This is a genomic window from Cupriavidus sp. HE11 (assembly GCF_056097175.1).
In genome coordinates this window covers 1901270-1920538 of record NZ_CP184464.1, presented here as the reverse complement: position 1 = coordinate 1920538, position 19269 = coordinate 1901270, and the positions used below count along the sequence as shown (strand labels likewise).

16 protein-coding genes are annotated in these 19269 nt (G+C 65.5%); 6 read left to right on the top strand and 10 right to left on the bottom strand.

The genetic code is table 11. From position 1 onward, the window contains the following. Positions 1 to 3: 3 nt before the first annotated feature. The 3 genes from ACOABP_RS08920 to ACOABP_RS08910 all read right to left on the bottom strand — a co-directional run bounded on the left by ACOABP_RS08920 (position 4) and on the right by ACOABP_RS08910 (position 3391). Entirely contained in the window at positions 4 to 1254 is a 1251-nt protein-coding gene (locus ACOABP_RS08920) for an efflux RND transporter periplasmic adaptor subunit (protein ID WP_474224556.1), read from the bottom strand. 279 nt (positions 1255 to 1533) lie between these two features. Next, on the bottom strand, positions 1534 to 2178 hold the full coding sequence (locus ACOABP_RS08915; RefSeq protein ID WP_474224555.1) for an MOSC domain-containing protein: 645 nt from the start codon (positions 2176 to 2178) through the stop codon (positions 1534 to 1536). A 199-nt stretch (positions 2179 to 2377) separates the two neighbouring features. Then, positions 2378 to 3391: a D-2-hydroxyacid dehydrogenase family protein gene (locus ACOABP_RS08910; protein ID WP_474224554.1), complete on the bottom strand. Its 1014-nt coding sequence runs from the start codon at positions 3389 to 3391 to the stop codon at positions 2378 to 2380. 518 nt (positions 3392 to 3909) lie between these two features. Here ACOABP_RS08910 and ACOABP_RS08905 point away from each other — a divergent pair. Beyond that, entirely contained in the window at positions 3910 to 5763 is a 1854-nt protein-coding gene (locus ACOABP_RS08905) for a phosphoenolpyruvate carboxykinase (GTP) (RefSeq protein ID WP_474224553.1), read from the top strand. Between the two features lie 122 nt (positions 5764 to 5885). Here ACOABP_RS08905 and ACOABP_RS08900 read toward each other — a convergent pair whose 3' ends face one another. Continuing rightward, positions 5886 to 6575, bottom strand: coding sequence for a response regulator (locus ACOABP_RS08900; RefSeq protein ID WP_474227799.1), 690 nt, complete (start codon positions 6573 to 6575; stop codon positions 5886 to 5888). A gap of 5 nt (positions 6576 to 6580) precedes the next feature. After that, positions 6581 to 7963: a cache domain-containing protein gene (locus ACOABP_RS08895; protein ID WP_474224551.1), complete on the bottom strand. Its 1383-nt coding sequence runs from the start codon at positions 7961 to 7963 to the stop codon at positions 6581 to 6583. Between the two features lie 381 nt (positions 7964 to 8344). Here ACOABP_RS08895 and ACOABP_RS08890 point away from each other — a divergent pair, with 381 nt between their 5' ends. The 3 genes from ACOABP_RS08890 to ACOABP_RS08880 all read left to right on the top strand — a co-directional run bounded on the left by ACOABP_RS08890 (position 8345) and on the right by ACOABP_RS08880 (position 11296). Further along, positions 8345 to 10420: a carbon starvation CstA family protein gene (locus ACOABP_RS08890; RefSeq protein WP_474224550.1), complete on the top strand. Its 2076-nt coding sequence runs from the start codon at positions 8345 to 8347 to the stop codon at positions 10418 to 10420. A 16-nt stretch (positions 10421 to 10436) separates the two neighbouring features. Beyond that, on the top strand, positions 10437 to 10631 hold the full coding sequence (locus ACOABP_RS08885) for a YbdD/YjiX family protein (protein ID WP_066734504.1): 195 nt from the start codon (positions 10437 to 10439) through the stop codon (positions 10629 to 10631). 233 nt (positions 10632 to 10864) lie between these two features. Beyond that, positions 10865 to 11296 carry a hypothetical protein gene (locus ACOABP_RS08880; RefSeq protein ID WP_474224549.1) on the top strand — a complete coding sequence of 144 codons (432 nt, stop codon included), beginning with the start codon at positions 10865 to 10867 and terminating at the stop codon, positions 11294 to 11296. A 132-nt stretch (positions 11297 to 11428) separates the two neighbouring features. Here the strand turns inward: ACOABP_RS08880 and ACOABP_RS08875 are convergent, their stop codons facing one another. Continuing rightward, positions 11429 to 11677 (bottom strand): hypothetical protein, encoded by a 249-nt coding sequence (locus tag ACOABP_RS08875; RefSeq protein ID WP_066734493.1) that lies wholly within the window; start codon positions 11675 to 11677, stop codon positions 11429 to 11431. 189 nt (positions 11678 to 11866) lie between these two features. Here ACOABP_RS08875 and ACOABP_RS08870 point away from each other — a divergent pair, with 189 nt between their 5' ends. Further along, complete coding sequence (locus ACOABP_RS08870) at positions 11867 to 12790, top strand: LysR family transcriptional regulator (protein WP_474224548.1); 924 nt, start codon at positions 11867 to 11869, stop codon at positions 12788 to 12790. 57 nt (positions 12791 to 12847) lie between these two features. On the opposite strand, the gene ACOABP_RS08865 is transcribed toward ACOABP_RS08870, so the two are convergent. The 4 genes from ACOABP_RS08865 to ACOABP_RS08850 all read right to left on the bottom strand — a co-directional run bounded on the left by ACOABP_RS08865 (position 12848) and on the right by ACOABP_RS08850 (position 18530). Then, entirely contained in the window at positions 12848 to 15541 is a 2694-nt protein-coding gene (locus ACOABP_RS08865) for a DNA topoisomerase III (RefSeq protein WP_474224547.1), read from the bottom strand. Between the two features lie 158 nt (positions 15542 to 15699). Continuing rightward, complete coding sequence (locus ACOABP_RS08860) at positions 15700 to 16107, bottom strand: thioredoxin family protein (RefSeq protein ID WP_474224545.1); 408 nt, start codon at positions 16105 to 16107, stop codon at positions 15700 to 15702. A gap of 36 nt (positions 16108 to 16143) precedes the next feature. After that, positions 16144 to 17313, bottom strand: coding sequence for a DNA-processing protein DprA (gene dprA / locus ACOABP_RS08855; RefSeq protein WP_474224544.1), 1170 nt, complete (start codon positions 17311 to 17313; stop codon positions 16144 to 16146). Positions 17314 to 17354: 41 nt separating this feature from the next. Beyond that, the gene (locus tag ACOABP_RS08850) at positions 17355 to 18530 is read right to left on the bottom strand and encodes a LysM peptidoglycan-binding domain-containing protein (protein WP_474224542.1); all 1176 of its coding nucleotides are present in this window, start codon (positions 18528 to 18530) and stop codon (positions 17355 to 17357) included. Between the two features lie 164 nt (positions 18531 to 18694). Between ACOABP_RS08850 and def the strand changes: the two genes are divergently transcribed. After that, positions 18695 to 19201 (top strand): peptide deformylase, encoded by a 507-nt coding sequence (gene def / locus ACOABP_RS08845; protein ID WP_474224540.1) that lies wholly within the window; start codon positions 18695 to 18697, stop codon positions 19199 to 19201. Positions 19202 to 19269 lie beyond the last annotated feature (68 nt).

Genomic DNA, 19269 nt, shown 5'->3' with positions numbered 1-19269 from the left:
GTCTTAGTGTCCGCTATTGGCCGATGCCGGTGCCGCGGCGGCGGGCGCCGAAGCCCCGCGCGGCGCGGCCTCGCGCACCAGCGTGCCCGGGCGCAGGTTCTGCGCGCCCTCGGTCACCACGCGGGCGCCCGGTTGCAGGCCTTCCACCACGGCGGCGGCGGCGGTGGTCACCACCACCTTCACCGGCACGCGCGCCACCTTGCTGTCGGGCTGCACGGTATAGACAAAGCGGCCTTCAGGCCCCGTCACCACGGCCTGCGGCGGCACGCTCAGCGCGTTCTTCAGCACCTGCACGGTCGCGTTCACATTGGCATAGGTGCCGGGCCACAGCCGGTGCTCGTCGTTGGGGAACATCGCCTTGACGCGAATGCTGCCGTACTGCGGGTCCACCGTGTTGTCGACGAACGTGACCTTGCCGCTGACCGGGGCCGGGTTGCCGTCGTTCGGCTGTGCCGACACTGTGACCGGGCCCGCCTGCAGCGCTTCGCGCAGCGCGGCCAGCTGGCGCTCGGGCAGCGTGAACATGACCGTGATCGGTGCAATCTGGGCGATCGTCACCATCGCAGGGGTGGTCGTGGTGTTGGCCGGCGTCACCAGCGACCCCGGGAACACGTTGATCACGCCGGTGCGCCCGCCGATGGTGGCGCGGATCTGGCCGTAGCTGGTGGCAACCTGGCTGGCCTCGATGGCGGCCTGGTCGGCCCGGATCGTGGCTTCGAAGCCGTCGACCTTGGCCTGGGCGGTATCCACCGCGCTGCGCGAGATGAAATTGCGCTGCAGCAGTTCCTGGCTGCGGGCCAGCGTACGGCGTGCATCGGACAGGTCGGCCTGGTCGCGCATCAGCTGGGCGCGCGCCTTAGCCAGGTTGGCCTCGTCCATGCGCGTGTCCAGCGTGAACAGCAGGTCGCCCGGCTTCACGGACTGGCCTTCCTTGATATGAACCGTGCGCACGGTGCTGGAAACCTGCGGACGCACGTCCACGGTCTGCATCGCGGTCACGGTGCCGTTGGCGTTCACCTCCACCGGCACGTCGGACTGCCTGACCACGGCGGTGCTCACCGTGGTAATGGCCGGGCCCTTGGCCGCCGGCTTCGGTGCCAGCCACGTTTTCCACCCAAACCAGCCTGCCAGTGCCAGTACTACCAGCCCTGCAATGGCCACCCAGGGCGATATGCGGCCGCGACCAGTCGAAGTGGACGCGCTCCAGTTGCCATCGACAAAGCCTTTCGGCTGGTCGATCCCGTCTGTTTTCATGTGAGGACCCTCAAATGCCGCATGGCGCGCTCCCCCAATGGCCCCGGCTTCTTGGATCCGGTCGTGCCCGCGCAAATCGCTACTAGTACCGCATTGCCCTTTCTAGGCAAAGTGCGATGTATTACAAGCCATTACAGCATCAACAGGGGAGGATGTCTGGACCAGAGGGAAGGGTCGGCCGAATTGCTTGTATCAGAAGCAAAACATTAGCAGAAAAGCATGACGACTCAACTTGGGACTAACGCGTGCTCAGGCGCGATGCGGGCGGCAAGTGGCGACTCATGCCCCGGTACGCTGGTTCAGGCACGCCATCGAGATCTGGCGTGGGCCCGGTGTCAGCAGCATGTTGTCCCCGGCGCGGATCACGCCCGGCTGTGTCACGCTGAGGTACACACCGGAAAAGCCACTTTGGGTCATGTCCCGCACGGCCTGCGCGTACCCCATCACCGCGTTGAGCTTGTAACAGGGTCGACGTGGCGATTCCACCACAAGTTCGACCTCGCCCACACGCAGGCGGTCCCCCACCCACAACGCAGCTTCGAGCAGCCCCTGGATGGTCAGGTTCTCGCCCATCGCACCAAAGGCCAGCGGCCGTTCGGCTTCTTCCACGCCGGCCTCGCGGCGGCGTGCATTCCACCATGTGTAGTGTTCGATCGGATAGGCATACACGGCTCGCCCCGCACCGCCGTGGACGGTGCGGTCGACCTGCTCGTCACCGGCCAGGCCCAGGCGATGCACGCCCACGGCAATCGGGTGATGCAGGGTACTCAGCGGATGCTTGCGGATGGCCGACATGACCACCGCCTCGGTGCCAGCCCCGGCCACTACCAGTGGCAAGGCCACGCCAACATTGATCGCCAGTACGCGGCCGACGGCCGTGCCACCAGCGCCTGCGGGATTGGGACGCGGATCGGATTCGGCCACGGGACGCCCTCCTTGCGTGTGCGGGGCCTGCGCGTATGCTCCGGTACGCAAGGCCACGCGCTGACGTTTTGAACCGAGTGTACCGGCTCGTCCGCTTGTTTGAAGGGGTGGAATGTGGGGAAACAGACGCACGCAGGCCTGGCGTGCGTCGGGGTGCGTGCCTGGGGTGGCTGGCGCCGGGGGAGCCCCCCGGCCGGACTCAGCGCGACAGCGCGGGCGTAAGCGCCTTTGGGTTGACGATGCTGTCGTGCTTGCCGCCCAGCACGTCGAGGATGTTCTGGAAGGCCGTGCGGAAGTACAACTCGTAGCTGTCGCGCTCCACATAGCCCAGGTGCGGCGTGCAGATGCAGTTTTCCATGCGCAGCAACGCGTGGCCCTGCAGGATCGGTTCGGACTCGAACACATCGATGGCCGCCATGCCCGGACGGCCCCGGTTCAGCGCCGCCACCAGCGCGTTTTCCTCGATCAGCTCCGCGCGGCTGGTGTTGACGAACAGGGCCGTGGGCTTCATGCGCTGCAGGTCGGCCAGCTTCACGATGCCGCGCGTCTCGTCGTTCAGGCGCAGGTGCAGCGACAGCACATCGCTGTCGGCAAAAAGCTGATCGACAGATTCGGCCACGTTCAGGCCGTCCTCGCGGGCGCCCTGTTGCGATGCCTCGCGTCCCCAGACCAGCACGTTCATGCCGAAGGCGCGGCCATAGCCGGCCAGCAGCCGGCCAATCTTGCCGTAGCCCCAGATGCCCAGCGTCTGGCCACGCAACACCTGGCCCACACCGAAATTCGGCGGCATGGTGGTCGACTTCAAACCCGACTGCTGCCAGGCCCCGTGCTTGAGACTGGCCACATACTGCGGAATGCGCCGCTGGGCAGCCATGATCAGCGCCCAGGTCAGTTCGGCCGGCGCCACGGGCGAACCCACGCCCTGCAGCACCACCACGCCTCGGTCGGTACAGGCTTCCAGGTCCACATGGCTGCCGGCCCGGCCGGTCTGGCTGATGATCTTGAGCTTGGGCAGCTTTTCGAGCAACTGACGCGTCACCCGCGTGCGTTCGCGGATCAGCACCAGCGCTTCCACGTCGGAAAGTCGCGCGGCAAGCTGGCCCACGCCCTTGACGGTGTTGTTGAAGACCTTGACGTCGTGTCCTTCCATCAGGGAAAAGCACGGCAGCTTGCGTACGGCGTCCTGGTAATCGTCGAGAACGGCAATCTTCATGGGTGACTCTTTGACCTCGGGGGCTTGGTGCGCGCGGCCACAGAATCAGCGCGCGACCGACAGTATTGTTGACTTCCCTGACGCAACATTGACAGATGACAGTCCCGCGGGCCACCCCGCGCGGCCAGGTTGCGCGGGTCGATTCTGGCATTCCGGCAGGGGAGACAATGCTGCGCAGCAAAAAACAGGGTGTCCGTACAGTGGTATTCTTGCCCGCCTCCGCGGCGCAACAGTGCGGTCGAGCCAAGCTCCCGCCCCCTGTTCGCCGCCGGACAATGCCCGACCGGACCCTGCCGCCCGCCAAAAGCGGGCAAAGCGCAACTGTAGCGCAGCCGCAGGGACCCCCGCGACCATTTGCGCGGAATCGGTCGTCGCCGAGTTGTAACGGGATGTGACGGTCATCCAGCGAGTGCGCCATGCCCAACGCGGCATGCCGCTCCGGCGCCCGCCTTCCCCCGAGACACCGGCAACGCCCTGGTCGGACATGACAGATTTCCCTTTTGCTTTGGAGCAGTCAGATGAACCACCCCACCATGCAAGGCACCCCGGCACTGAACGTGCCGACCTGGGTAAAGAACCAGAAACTGGTCGCCTGGGTTGCAGAAATCGCCTCTCTCACCAAACCTGACCAGATCTACTGGTGCGACGGCTCGCAGGAAGAATACGACCGCCTGTGCGAACTGATGGTGACCGCGGGCACCATGCGCCGCCTGAACCCGGCCAAGCGCAAGAACTCGTTCCTGGCCCTGTCCGATCCGTCGGACGTGGCGCGCGTGGAAGACCGTACCTTCATCTGCTCCGAGAAGAAGGAAGACGCGGGCCCGACCAACAACTGGACCGCCCCGGCCGAAATGCGCACCACGCTGAGCGGCCTGTTCGACGGCTGCATGCGCGGCCGCACCATGTACGTGGTGCCGTTCTCGATGGGCCCGCTGGGTTCGCCGATCGCCCACATCGGCGTGGAACTGTCCGATTCGCCGTACGTGGCCGTCAACATGCGCATCATGACCCGCATGGGCCGGGCCGTGTACGACGTGCTGGGCGCCGACGGCGAGTTCGTGCCGTGCGTCCACACCGTGGGCAAGCCGCTGGCCACCGGCGAGAAGGACGTTGCCTGGCCGTGCAACCCGACGAAGTACATCGTCCACTTCCCGGAATCGCGCGAAATCTGGTCGTTCGGCTCGGGCTACGGCGGCAACGCACTGCTGGGCAAGAAGTGCTTCGCACTGCGCATTGCTTCGACGATGGGCCGTGACGAAGGCTGGCTGGCCGAGCACATGCTGATCCTGGGCGTGACCTCGCCCGAGGGCAAGAAGTACCACGTGGCCGCCGCATTCCCGTCGGCCTGCGGCAAGACCAACTTCGCCATGCTGATCCCGCCCAAGGGCTTCGACGGCTGGAAGATCACCACCATCGGTGACGACATCGCCTGGATCAAGCCGGGCCAGGACGGACGCCTGTACGCGATCAACCCCGAAGCCGGCTACTTCGGCGTGGCCCCGGGCACGAGCGAGAAGACCAACTACAACGCGATGGCGACCCTGAAGGAAAACGTCATCTTCACCAACGTGGCGCTGACCGACGATGGCGACGTGTGGTGGGAAGGCATGACCAAGGAAGCCCCGGCGCACCTGATCGACTGGCAAGGCAAGGACTGGACGCCTGCCATCGCCAAGGAAACCGGCGCCAAGGCCGCCCACCCGAACGCCCGCTTCACCGCACCGGCCTCGCAGTGCCCGTCGATCGACGAAAACTGGGACAACCCGGCTGGCGTGGCGATCGACGCGTTCATCTTCGGCGGCCGCCGCAGCACCACGGTGCCGCTGGTGACCGAGGCCCGCAACTGGACCGAAGGCGTGTACATGGCCGCCACGATGGGCTCGGAAACCACCGCCGCGGCTGCTGGCCAGCAAGGCGTGGTACGCCGCGACCCGTTCGCGATGCTGCCGTTCTGCGGCTACAACATGAGCGATTACTTCGGCCACTGGCTGGCGCTGGGCAAGAAGCTGGAAGCCGCGGGCGCCAAGCTGCCGAAGTTCTACTGCGTGAACTGGTTCCGCAAGGATGCCGACGGCAACTTCGTCTGGCCGGGCTTCGGTGAAAACATGCGCGTGCTGTCGTGGATGATCGACCGCGTGGAAGGCCGTGGCGAGGGCGTGGACCACGTCTTCGGCACGTCGCCGCGCTACGCCGACCTGAACTGGGACGGCCTGTCGTTCACGACCGAGCAGTTCGACCTGGTCACCTCGATCGACCAGGACGCCTGGCAGAAGGAACTGGCCCTGCACGACGAACTGTTCACCCAGCTCAAGCACAACCTGCCGCAAGCCCTGGTGGACACCAAGTCGGCACTGGCAAAGCGCCTGGGCTGATCGCCCCGGTAGCGCAACGCTGCATCGAAAGCCGACCGGCCTTGCCGGTCGGCTTTTTTGTTTGCCGGTGCCAGGGCAAGTCAGTGGGGCAGGCGCGGGGGAGGCGGCCCCGCGTTACGCAACTACACCGGATCGTTCTCGATACCCAGCTGCTGGACCGCGTACTTGACCAGTTCCGCGCGGCCTTCGATGCCGAGCTTGCGTTTCAGGTTGAGGCGATGGGTTTCCACGGTGCGCACCGATACGCCAAGGCGCGATGCGATGTCCTTGTTGGACTGGCCGCGGCCGATGCCGTGGAGGATGTCGCGTTCGCGCGGCGTCAGGGCATCGAGCGGGCTGATGGCATGTTCGGCCATGCCCCGGGCGATGCGGGCGCTGTAGAACACGCGGCCGGCCAGCACGGTCCGGATGGCGGCCATCAGTTCGTCGGCCGGCGCGTCCTTGAGCACGTAGCCGCGGGCGCCCGCCCGGATAGCCTGACGCACATATTCCAGGTTGTCGTGCATCGATACCATCAGCACGGCCACTTCGGGGTAAGTGTCGTGCAGCGCCCCGGCCAGCGCGATGCCGCCCATGCCGCGCATGCCGATGTCGGTAATCACCAGTTCAGGCAGGTTTGCCGGGCCGGCGCCGGCCAGCCACGCCAGCGCGGCTTCACCATCGTCGGCTTCGCCCACCACCTCCAGGCCGGGCTGCAGCGTCAGGTGCATGCGCATTCCATCGCGCACCAGCGCATGGTCGTCGATCAGCAGGACCCTGGCCGGGGCATTGGAAGGAGGACGGACGGGATCGTCGTCGTGCACAACGGTCATATTGGTCATGACAGCGGAATATCGGAAGGAGGATTGACCACCGGCAGCATCGCCACGAGCCGCGTGCCCGACGGCATCGACATGATGTCGAACTGGCCGCCCAGCGCCGCCATGCGTTCACGCAGGTTGCGCAGGCCGATGCCGCGCTGCGGGTCGTGCTGCATGCGGGCCACGTCGAAGCCGGTGCCGTTGTCGCGCACGGTCAGGCGGGTGGCCGATGGTGAAAATTCGAGTTCGACGTCCACGCGCGAGGCATGCGCATGGCGTTCGACATTGGTCAGCGCTTCCTGCGCGATGCGGAACAGCGCCGTCGCCTGTTCGTCGGCCAGTTCGTGGGGCTGCCCGCTCTGTGTGACATCCACCTGCAGCGTGCTGCCGGCCTGCATCTCGCGCGCCAGGTGCTGCAGGGCCGCGTACAAGCCCAGGTCGTCGAGCAGGGCGGGTCGCAGGTTGCGCGAGACGCGTCGTACTTCATTGAAAGCGGAATCGAGCCGGTTCAGCGCCATGCCCAGGATGGGCGCCACCGACGCGCCTTCGGATGGCGCCAGGCGGATGCGGTTGGTGGCGGCTTCCAGCACCAGCTTGACCGACACCAGCAACTGGCCGATGCCGTCGTGCAGTTCGCGCGACAACCGGGCGCGTTCTTCTTCCTGCGACTGCACCACGCGCTGGGCCAGCTGGCGCAGCTTGGCGTCGGCCTCGCGGTGTTCGCTGATATTGAGCGCGAGCCCGCTGGCGGCCACCAGCAGGATGCTGACGGCGGCAATCACGCCGATCCAGGCCATGGTCTCGCGGATATCGGTCTCGGCGCGAGCATCGAGCTGGCGCAGCGTCTGCTCGACATCGTCCAGGTAGATGCCAGTGCCCAGCATCCAGTTCCAGCCTGGCACGGCCACCACGTAGCCAAGCTTGGGCACGGTCTGTTTCGACGACGGCTTCTGCCACATGTAGCGCACCGAGCCACCCCCTGACCTGGCCGCCGCCACCAGTTTCTGGATCGTGAGCGCACCCTGCGGGTCACGCATGAGCCACAAATCCTGACCTACCAGTTCAGGCTGGCGCGGATGCATCAGATTCCGACCTTGCAGGTCATAAAGGAAGAAATAGCCGTCCGGGCCGTAGTCGAGCCTGGCCAGCGCCTCCATGGCAGCCTGGCGCGTGGCGGCGTCGGTGCGGCCCGACTGCACCATCGGCGCGATGGCGCTCTGCGCCAGATCCACGTAGTGGCGCAGTTCGGTTTCCTTGCTTTGCAGGTAGGCGGCCTCCACCAGCGCGCGTTCGTGACGGGCCAGCGCGGTGGCCTGGAAGCGCACGGCCAGCGCAATGCCCAACATCGCGACAGCCAGGGGCGCCACGGCGAGCAAAAGTATCTTTTGGCGGAGTTTCATCTGAACCGGGGGTAAACACCGATGCCGGGAAGGCCGCTTGATTTCGTCGGTCTAAGTACTACTACGCAAGGGTGTTGCGTAGTTTCGCGCTTGTGCCGACATGGGCGGGTGTCAATACTACACGCCGGATTGCGCCCGGGCCTGCCCGCCGCGCAAATCCGACGCAGTAGGTGCTCCCCGGCCCAGGCGATCCCGCCCCCTGGGAGCACTGCCTGCCTGCACGACAAGATCCGGGTCCAGACGAGAACAGACCGGACGCCGCAGACATCCAGGAGACTCCCTTTCCACGCGATCGTCGGTGGCGCCATCCGGCACCGCCCCCGCTGCCCGGGCTCCCTGTCGCCGCAGGTTCTTTCAGCCGGTCTGAGGAGACCCTTCAACATGAATCGCATCGGACAACACCTGTTGTGGCTGGCCGTCGCCGTACTCGGCGCATTTGCCTTCGCCACTGTCGCGCTGTCGCGCGGTGAAGCCGTCAGCGCACTGTGGATCGTGGTTGCCGCGCTCTGCATCTACCTGATCGCCTACCGCTACTACAGCCGCTTCATCGCCGACAAGGTGATGCAGCTCGACCCCAAGCGCATGACGCCCGCGTGGCGCCACAACGACGGCCTGGACTACGTGCCGACCAACAAGGCGGTGCTGTTCGGCCACCACTTTGCCGCCATTGCCGGCGCCGGGCCGCTGGTGGGCCCTGTGCTGGCCGCGCAGATGGGCTACATGCCCGGCATGCTGTGGATCCTGGCCGGCGTGGTGTTTGCCGGCGCGGTGCAGGACTTCATGATCCTGTTCATCTCCACGCGCCGCGACGGCCGTTCGCTGGGCGACCTGGTGAAGTCCGAAATGGGCACCGTACCCGGCCTGATCGCCCTGTTCGGCTGCTTCATGATCATGATCATCATCCTGGCGGTGCTGGCGCTGATCGTGGTGAAGGCGCTGGCGGGCTCGCCGTGGGGCACGTTCACCGTGGCGGTGACCATCCCTATCGCCGTCTTCATGGGCATCTACACGCGCTACATCCGTCCGGGCCGCATTGGCGAGGTATCGGTGATCGGCTTCGTGCTGCTGATGCTGGCCATCATCGGCGGCCAGTACGTGCATGAAAGCGCCGTGCTGGCGCCGCTGTTCACCTACGACGGCAAGGCGCTGACGTGGATGCTGATCATCTACGGCTTCATCGCCGCCGTGCTGCCCGTGTGGCTGCTGCTGGCACCGCGTGACTACCTGTCGACGTTCCTGAAGATCGGCACCATCATCGCGCTGGCCATCGGCATCCTGATCGTGGCGCCGGAGCTGAAGATGCCGGCCTTCACGCAGTTCGCACAGGGCGGTGGCCCGGTGTGGTCGGGCAACCTGTTCCCGTTCCTCTTCATCACCATCGCCTGCGGTGCGGTGTCCGGTTTCCACGCGCTGATCTCGTCGGGCACCACGCCCAAGCTGCTGGAAAACGAATCGCATGCGCGCTTCATCGGCTATGGCGCAATGCTGGCCGAGTCGTTCGTCGCCATCATGGCCCTGGTGGCCGCGTCGGTGATCGAACCGGGCGTGTACTTCGCGATGAACAGCCCGGCCGCCGTGATCGGCACCTCGCCCGAGGCCGTGGCGCACGTGGTTTCCACCTGGGGCTTCGTGATCACACCGGACGTGCTGATCCAGACCGCCAAGGACGTTGGCGAAAATACGATCATCTCGCGTGCCGGTGGCGCACCGACGCTGGCGGTGGGTATCGCGCACATCCTGCACCAGGTGGTGGGTGGCCAGGCCATGATGGCTTTCTGGTACCACTTCGCCATCCTGTTCGAGGCGCTGTTCATTCTGACCGCAGTCGATGCTGGCACGCGTGCCGGCCGCTTCATGCTGCAAGACCTGCTGGGTAGCTTCGTGCCGTCCCTGAAGCGCACCGAATCGCTGCCGGCCAACCTGATCGCCACCGCGCTGACCGTGGCGGCCTGGGGCTACTTCCTGTACCAGGGCGTGGTCGATCCGCTGGGCGGCATCAACACGCTGTGGCCGCTGTTCGGTATCTCGAACCAGATGCTGGCCGCCGTGGCGCTGGTGCTGGGCACCTGCGTGCTGGTGAAGATGAAGCGCGGCCAGTACGCCTGGGTGACGCTGCTGCCCACCTGCTGGCTGCTGATCTGCACGCTGACCGCCGGCTGGCAGAAGCTGTTCGACGCCGACCCGAAGGTGAGCTTCCTGACGCACGCGTCGAAGTTCAGCGCCGCAATTGCCGAAGGCAAGGTGCTGGCACCGGCCAAGACGATGGAGCAGATGCACCGCATCGTCTTCAACGACTATCTGGACGCCGGCCTGTGCGCGCTGTTCATGTTCGTGGTGCTGTCGATCGTCTTCTACGGCTTCAAGACCGCCATGTCGGCCCGCAACCAGGGCAAGCGCACCGACAGCGAAACGCCGTTCGAACCGCTGCCGGCCCAGGCGTCGGCCGCCTCGCACTAACCGGAAGGAGCCACACATGCTGGATCAGATCGGAAACATGGGACGTTACCTGGGCCAGTCGCTGCGGCTGATGGTGGGCCTGCCCGACTACCAGACCTACGTGGCCCACATGGAAAGCACCCATCCGGACCGCGCGCCAATGACGTACGAGGAATTCTTCCGCGAACGCCAGGAGGCCCGGTACGGAGGCGGGCAGGGCAAGTGCTGCTGACGGCAGCCAGCGCCTGACACCGGAAAGCGGCCCTGCGGGGCCGCTTTTTTCATGCCCGTTCGCCGGCCGGACTTTGTGACGTATCATTGCGCGCTGTTGCGCCGGAGCATCGCTTTTTAACGGTTGGATACCGTTTCTGCAGCGGGTTACAGCACCTCACAACTGGTTACAGCAAGGGTAGGGCTGCTTCTCTACACTCCGTTTCCAGATACACACCACATAAGGAAAATACGATGTCTCGCCATCCTCTCCGCAACCTGACTCTGGCTCTTGCCCTCTCGGCGGCTACGCTGCCGGCGTTTGCAGGAGGTGATCTGAACAACGCGCTCGGCGGTGGCCTGGGTGGCGTGGCAGGTGCCGCTGTAGGTGGTGCGCTGGGCGGCAGCACCGGATCGATCATCGGCGGTGCAGTCGGCGGTGGCGCCGGCGGCGCCCTGACGTCGAATCGCCGCGAACGCACTGGTGCCATCATTGGCGGCGCCCTGGGTGGCGGCGCGGGTACCGCAGCCGGCAACGCCATGGGCGGCCGTACGGGCGGCCTGGTCGGCGCCGGCCTGGGTGGTGCAGCAGGTGCCGCACTGGGCGGCAATGTGTCGCGCAGCAACTCGTATGACGATGACCGCCGCTATTACAAGCGCGGCAAGCATCGCCACCACCACGACTAAGTCGGGGCGGAAAATCAGGAACGGGCCAGATGGCCCGTTTTCTTTTGGGCAATCAGGCGGATTTCCGTCCCGAGCGCCCATGAAAAAAGCCCGTACCGGTTGGTACGGGCTTTTTGCGGATTACCTGGCGAATCAGATCTTGGCGCCGTCCGAGTACACGTCGAACGACTTGGCGCCATCGGTGAACGTATCGAACTTGCCAGCCTTGGCGCCGTCCGTGAACGTGTCGAACTTGCCGGCCTTCGCGCCGTCGGTGTACGGGTCGAAGCGGGTAGCCTTGGCGCCATCGGTGTAGGGGTCGAACTTGCCGGCCTTGGCAAAGGCAGGGGCAGCGGACAAGGCAACAACGGCTGCAGCGATCAGGGCGATTTGGCGCTTCATGGCGAATCCTTCACTTTATTCGAGTGATGCCGCCATTCTGGATATTGCTGCGTCGCGGCATCGGTTAGTGGGATATTAGGCATTCCCCTGATATGAATAAATATCCGCCTCCACAATGATTGATTGTGGTTTCAACAATAAACTACCCGTACCGTGTAAAAGTTCACGGCGGAAGCGGGAGACTATGTCATGGATCGGCTGCAATCGATGCGCGTCTTCGCCAAGGTGGTCGAACTTGGCAGCTTCGCCCGTGCGGCGCAGCAACTGGAAATGTCCAACGCCGTGGTCACGCGCTACGTGGCCGATCTGGAAAGCCACCTCGGCACCCGGCTGCTGAATCGCACCACGCGTAGCCTGTCGCTGACCGACGCCGGCGAAACCTACCTGCAGCGCTGCGCGCAGATCCTTGAAGACGTCGAGGAAGCGGAATCGATCGTCACCGCCCGCAGCCAGTCGCTGTCCGGCACGCTACGGCTCGTGGCGCCGGTCATGTTCGGCCTGCACCTGCTGCCAAAGACGCTGGAACGGTTTCACCAGCGCTATCCTGACGTGGTATTCGACGTGCAGCTGTCCGACCGCGTGATCGACATCGTCGAGGAAGGGCGCGACGTCGGCGTGATGCTGTCCGACCTGGGCCTCGGTTCGCACCTGGTGGCCCGGCCGCTGATCTCCGCCGAAATCATCCTGTGTGCCTCTCCGGGCTATCTGCGCGAGCATCCGCCGCTGCGCACCGCGCACGACCTGACCAACCACCGCGCCATCGCCATGCGACTGCCAACGGCCGAGCACGAATGGACGCTGTCCGGCCCGGAAGGGGAGGTGACCGTGCCGATTCGCCCGGGCCTGCTCTGCAGCAATGCCGAACTGGCGCACCAGGCCGCGCTGGCCGACATGGGCATCGCGATGCTGTCCTCGTACCTGGCCCGGCCCAATATCGAAGCCGGCCGCCTGATGCACATCCTGCCGCAGTACCAGCTGCCGCGCCGCGATGTCAGCGTGGTCTACCCAAGCCGCAAGTTCCTGCCCACCAAGGTGCGCGCCTTCATCGACTTCCTGCTCGACGAAGGCAAGCAGCGAGCCGGCGAGAACCTCGTCAAGATCGCCAGCAAATAAAAATGGCGAGGCAGATGCCTCGCCATTTCGTTTGGCGCCGGGACGGCTTGCGAGTGCTTACTCTTCAGCTTCCGCAGTCTGCTTCGCCTTCTTCGCCGCAGCCGTTTTAGTGGCAGTCTTTGCAGCCGTCTTCGTCGCCACCTTCTTGGCAGGAGCGGTCTTGGTGGCAGCCTTCTTGGCCGGGGCCTTCTTGGCGGCGGTCTTGGCCGGCGCGGCTTCCGCTTCCTCGCCCTTGGCGGCCGACTTCGCCGCCGCGGACTTGGCTGCAGGCTTGGCGCCCGCCTTGGGCTCGCGTGCCTCGAACTCGAAGCCGATCTTGCCGTCCGGCTGCTTGACCAGGAACGCCTTGAAGTTACGGCCGGTACGCGACGACTTGAAGCCGGTCAGCAGGTCCGTCTTGCCCGCAGTCAGCAGCTTGCCGATCTGCTCGCGCGAGATTTCCTGCTGCAGGATGATCTTGCCGGTCGTGAAGTCGCAGGTCTTCTCGCTGCCCACGGCGTTCTCGCACACGTACTTCATGCCGTGCTCGTAGACCGAGCCATTGCACTTCGGGCAATGGCCCACCGGCGTCTGCTCGCTGAAGTCCACCGGCTCGTCGTCTTCCTCGTCGTTCTGCCCGAAGTCGAACTCCATCTTCCAGTGGCCTTCGTCGTCCTTGGCCAGCTTCAGGATCGCCGCAAACGGACGGCCCATCTTGCTGCGGAAGCCCTGCAGCGGACCAATTTCCTTCTTCAGCAGCAGTTCTTCGACTTCGTCGATCTCGAACTGGCGTCCGCCCGGGATCTTGCTGATCGAGAATTCGCAAGCCGTGCAGGCAAAGCGCCGGTAGTTTTCCTTGACCTGGCCGCCGCACTGCGGACACGGGGTGTCCAGCGTGGCGTAGTCGCCAGGGATCGTATCGCTGTCGTATTCCTTGGCGCGCTTGACGATCTGCTGCGTCATCTGCGCGATCTCGCGCATGAATTCGTCACGCTTCAGGCGGCCGCGCTCGATCTGCGACAGCTTGTGTTCCCATTCGCCCGTCAGCTCGGCCTGCGTCAGTTCCAGCACGCCCAGGCCGCGCAGCAGCGTCATCAGCTGGAACGCCTTGGCGGTCGGAATCAGTTCGCGGCCCTCGCGCACCAGGTACTTTTCGGTCAGCAGGCCTTCGATGATGGCGGCGCGCGTGGCAGGCGTGCCCAGGCCCTTGCCGGCCATGGCCTCGCGCAGCGCGTCGTCGTCCACGAGCTTGCCGGCGCCTTCCATGGCCGACAGCAGCGTGGCTTCGTTATAGCGGGCCGGCGGGCGCGTAGACAAGCCGACCGACTCGACCTTGTCGGTCTTGACGCGCTCGTCCTTCTGCACGGGCACCAGGTTCGCGTCCTTGTCGTCCTTGCCCTGGGCTTCGCGGCCGTAGATCACCAGCCAGCCCGGATTGACCAGCACCTTGCCTTCGGTCTTGAAATGGTGGCCGGCTACCTCGGTGATCCGCGTGGTCACCTGGAACTCGGCCGCCGGGAAGAACACGGCCAGGAAGCGGCGCACGACCAGGTCGTACAGCTTCTGCTCGGGCTCTGACAGGTTCTTCGGCGCCTGCAGCGTCGGGATGATGGCGAAGTGATCGCTGATCTTGCTGTTGTCGAAGATCTTCTTGTTCGGCTTCACCCAGCCTTGCGACAGGATCTTCTTGGCATGCGTCAGGTAGTTCGGCGAGCTGTCGGCCAGCATGTCCATGGTCTGCTTGACCGTGTCCAGGTAGTCCTCGGGCAGCGCGCGGGCATCGGTACGCGGGTACGTCAGCACCTTGTGCTTTTCATACAGCGCCTGCGCCAGACCCAGCGTGTTCTTGGCCGAAAAGCCAAAACGCGAGTTGGCCTCGCGTTGCAGCGTGGTCAGGTCGAACAGGGCGGGGGACTGCTGCGTCGACGGCTTCGATTCCTCGGTGACCGTGCCCGGCTTGTCGCGGCAGGCCGCCACGATGCTCTTGGCCTCGGCCTCGCTCCATAGGCGCGACTCGCGCGCCTCGGCATCGAACTCGTTCTTCTTGAACTTCGGATCGAACCAGCGGCCCTCGTACAGGCCGGCGGCCGCGATGAACTCGGCGCGCACTTCCCAGTAGTCGCGCGGCACGAAGTGCTTGATCTTCTCTTCGCGCTCCACCACGATCGACAGCGTCGGGGTCTGCACCCGGCCCACGGTGGTCAGGAAGAAGCCGCCGCCCTTGCTGTTGAAGGCCGTCATGGCGCGCGTGCCGTTGATGCCGACCAGCCAGTCGGCCTCGGAGCGGCATCGGGCCGCATCGGCCAGCGGCATCATTTCCTCGTCTTCGCGCAGCGCGGCAAACCCGTCGCGGATCGCCTGCGGCGTCATCGACTGCAGCCACAGCCGGCGCACCGGCTGCTTGGCCTTGGCCTGCTGGGCGATCAGCCGGAAAATCAGTTCGCCTTCGCGCCCCGCGTCACAGGCGTTGATCAGCGCGGTCACGTCCTTGCGCTTGATGAGGCGGTTGAGCACTTTCAGGCGCGATTCGGTCTTGGCGATCGGGCGCAGGTCGAAATGCGGGGGGATCACCGGCAGATTGGTGAAGCTCCACTTGCCCCGCTTGACCTCGTAGTCGTCGGGTGCGGCGATTTCCACCAGATGGCCAACGGCCGAGGACAGCACGTAGTTGTCGCTCTCGAAATACTCGTCGTGCTTGGCAAAGCCCCCGAGGGCGCGCGCAATATCGGCGGCGACCGATGGCTTTTCCGCGATGATGAGGGCTTTAGACATTCAACGGGTCCTTGCGGCGCCACTGCCGGATGGGCAGTTTGCGCCTCTTGAAATTCACAGCAAACTATGTAAACAGCACGCCTGGGCTTTGAGGCGCCAATAATAAGCGCGGTTCCGACGGGCTTGCAAGCAAACGCCGTCGCCCACCCTGACCATGCTCAATCGTTACCAGCACCCCCGGCAAGCAACCAGGGCAGCACTTCTGGAATGTCTGGTGCTGCGCCGGCCATGGTACCCGCGCGCATCAGCATCCGCTCCAGCACATCGAGGTGGGGCAGCACGGTTCCGTAAAACTGCGGTGCGCCGCCAGCAATGGGCTGAATCAATACAGTAGGAAAGTTTTCGATGTCGATGTCCTCTCCGAGATAGTCAGAGTGGGTTTCGACATCGATCCAGACGAAACAGTCGTCCGGATAACGTGTCGCCAACGCCGCAAAGCCGGGCAGATACTCCTTGCACGTGCCGCACCATGCGGCGCAAAGGCATGCCACCAGCCGTCCCTGCGGACGGGCACGGAGCGCCTGGCGCAGGGCAACAGCATCCTGCTCGGGGAAGTAAACGGCCATTGGAGTCGAAAAGTGAGGCAAAGGCGATACCGCGGATCATGCCAGACGCCGGAAACGGCTGCCTGGCAGGCGCTCGGCCGCGCCGGCCAGCTCCAGTTGCAGCAGCGCGGCGGACACCGCCTCGGCCGTCATGCCAGTGCCGTCGCACAACGCATCGAGCGTGACAGGATCATAGGCCAGCGCCGCCCCGAGCGCGTCGGCAACCGGCGGCGTCAGGGTAGTTGCGGCGGGGCCGGCCATGGCTCCGGCCGTTGCCCTGGCCTCTCCCCCGGCGGCATGTCCGGCCGCCGTCGATGATGCCACGGGCGTCAGATCGGCAAACTCCTCGAACACATCGGCCGCCGACTCCACCAGCTTGGCGCCCTGTCGAATCAGCTTGTGGCAGCCTCGCGATAGCTCGGCGTGGATCGACCCGGGAATCGCAAACACCTCGCGCCCGATCTCCGATGCCAGCCGTGCAGTGATCAGCGAACCCGACCGCTCGGCAGCCTCCACCACCAGCACGCCGCGCGCCAGCGCCGCAATGATGCGGTTGCGACGCGGAAAATGGTTCGGCAGGCCCGGGGTACCCAGCGGGAATTCGCTGACGATAGCGCCCCCGGCATCCACGATCTGGTGCGCCAGCTTGTGGTGCCGCGCCGGATAGACGATGTCGACGCCGGTGCCGACAACGGCCACCGTGCCGCCGGGCCCCTCCAGTGCGGCCGCATGCGCCGCGGCATCGATGCCAAGGGCCAGCCCCGACACCACGGTCAGCCCGGCATCGGAAAACGCTGAAGCGAATGTCTGTGCATTGCGCACGCCCTGCGCCGTGGCATGGCGCGCGCCGACAATGCCCAGCGACGGCGCCTGGAGGCGTCCGGCGCAGCCATTGACGTAAAGCACCAGGGGCGGATCGGCAAGGTCGAGCAGCCGTGCCGGGTAGCCGGCATCCGCCATCGTGACCAGATGGTGGCCGGGGGCATCGAGCCAGCGCAGCGTGCGATCGATCCGGGCGGACACCTCGGCATCGGGCGGCGCGGCGAGCGCACGCGCCACCGCCGGCTCCGCGGCATCGCGCAGCCTTGCAGGGTCTAGGGCCAGCACGGCCTGTGGCAGGCCGAAGGCTGCCAGCAGACGGCGGCCGGCCTGAGCGGAAACACCCGGTGTTGCCGTCAGCCGCACCCAGGCAGCCACTTCGGCTGGGTCGCGAGTCGAATCGGTCATCGAACAACGCGGCAGCGCGTGCTCGCGCACGCGCCGGCCGGTTATTGCGGGGTGGTGGCGAGGTCGCCCACCTTCATCACGCTGCTGGCATCGGTGACCAGTGCGTAGGCGATACCCGGGAAGACGCGATAGACGTAGGCCAGGCCATAGCGGTCGTCCGGCAGCGTGATGCTGCGGTTGCCGTCGGTCGGATCCGGGACCACGCCGCCCAGGCGCGACAGCGCGAGCACGTGCCCCGGCTCCAGGCCGGCATTCGAACCCAGGTTCAGCACCACCACCTGCTTGGCGCCGCCGAATTGCACGCCGCCATACACGGCCGCGATACGGGCCTGGACGTTGTTGTCAGGGGCATGCGGCACATAGCGCACCAGCTCGCGGGCCGGTTGCGGCAGCAGCAGCGAGCCCGTGCCCATTTCCTGCGGCGACTGGGTGGCCTGGACCGTGGTGACCGCGTCCGGGCCTTCCGGGCCGCGCATCACGCGTACGCTGCCCTGGTACTGGGCTTCGAAGCCGATCACGTCGTTGCTGACCGGGTCATGCACCGGCAAGGCCGGCTTGAACGCCTGCCAGTCGCTGCCGACCGCTGCGTCGGTCGATGCAAGGCCGCGCACGAAGCCGGTATCGCCACGCCCCATGTAGACGCGGGCATCGGACAACGCCACGATGCGGGCCGATGTGTCGATCGCATCCTTTTCCACAACCAGCGGACGCGTCAGGAACGGCTCGATATCGGACGCCGGGATGCTCAGGATGGCTTCGCCGTCCGAGCCCTCGCCGCGCACGCGCGGCGACAGGCGGGCATCGCCATTGGCACCCCCCGGTGCCGTGGTCGACAGGTACGCGCGGCCATCGCGCTGCACCAGGTAAAGGATCTGGCCAGGGTAGATCAGGTGCGGATTGCGAACCTGCTGGCGGTTCATGCCCCACAGCGCCGGCCAGCGCCACGGCTGGCGCAGGTACTGGCCCGAGATACCCCACAGCGTGTCGCCCGAGCGCACGGTGTACTGGCCTGGCGCATTCGGCGCCAGTTCGGAAACGGGGATACCCTGCTGGGCGGTCGCGTCGGCCTGGGCGAGCTGTGCCGCCGAGACGTTCAGATCGGCCGCCTGAACGGCCATGCCGGCCCCGGCTGTGATGCCGGCGACACATAGCATGGCGAGGGTGAACGCGTGCAGCCTGCGGCCCGACGCCGCCTGTTCTTTGGTAAGATCGCGCATTTTCCTGAGCCGGTCGGGAGAACGACCGGATTGACCCTAGGTAGAGCGTGCCTGCTGCGGCGCGCCTTGAATTTTTGTACTAGCGCCCCGATTCTGCATGGAAACCCCGCACGCCGCAACGGCGGTCGGGCAGTGGACAGCACCCGGCGTTGCGCCCGAGCATCATGGCCAAACTCGACATCCTCACCTACCCCGATCCTCGCCTGCATACCGTGGCCAAGCCCGTGGCGGTGGTGGACGACCGCATTCGCCAGCTCGTCCTCGACATGGCCGAAACCATGTACGACGCGCCCGGCATCGGCCTGGCCGCCACGCAGGTGGACGTGCACGAGCGCGTGATCACGATCGACATTTCGGAAACGCGCGACGAACTGATGGTGTTCATCAACCCGGAAATCGTCTGGGCCAGCGACAACCGCAAGGTCTGGGAAGAGGGCTGCCTGTCGGTGCCGGAAGTCTACGACCGCGTGGAACGCCCCGACCGCGTCAAGGTGCGCGCCCTCAACGAAAAGGGCGAGACGTTCGAACTCGATGCCGACGACCTGCTGGCTGTATGTATACAGCACGAAATCGACCATCTGAACGGCAAGGTATTCGTCGAATACCTGTCCCCGCTCAAGCTCAACCGCATCAAGAGCAAGCTCCAGAAGCGCGTCCGCTCGCGCATGTAAGGATGTAACAGTGGCGTGCCACGCGGGTGGCGTCTGCTATCGTTACAACTTCTGAAGACACATCACGT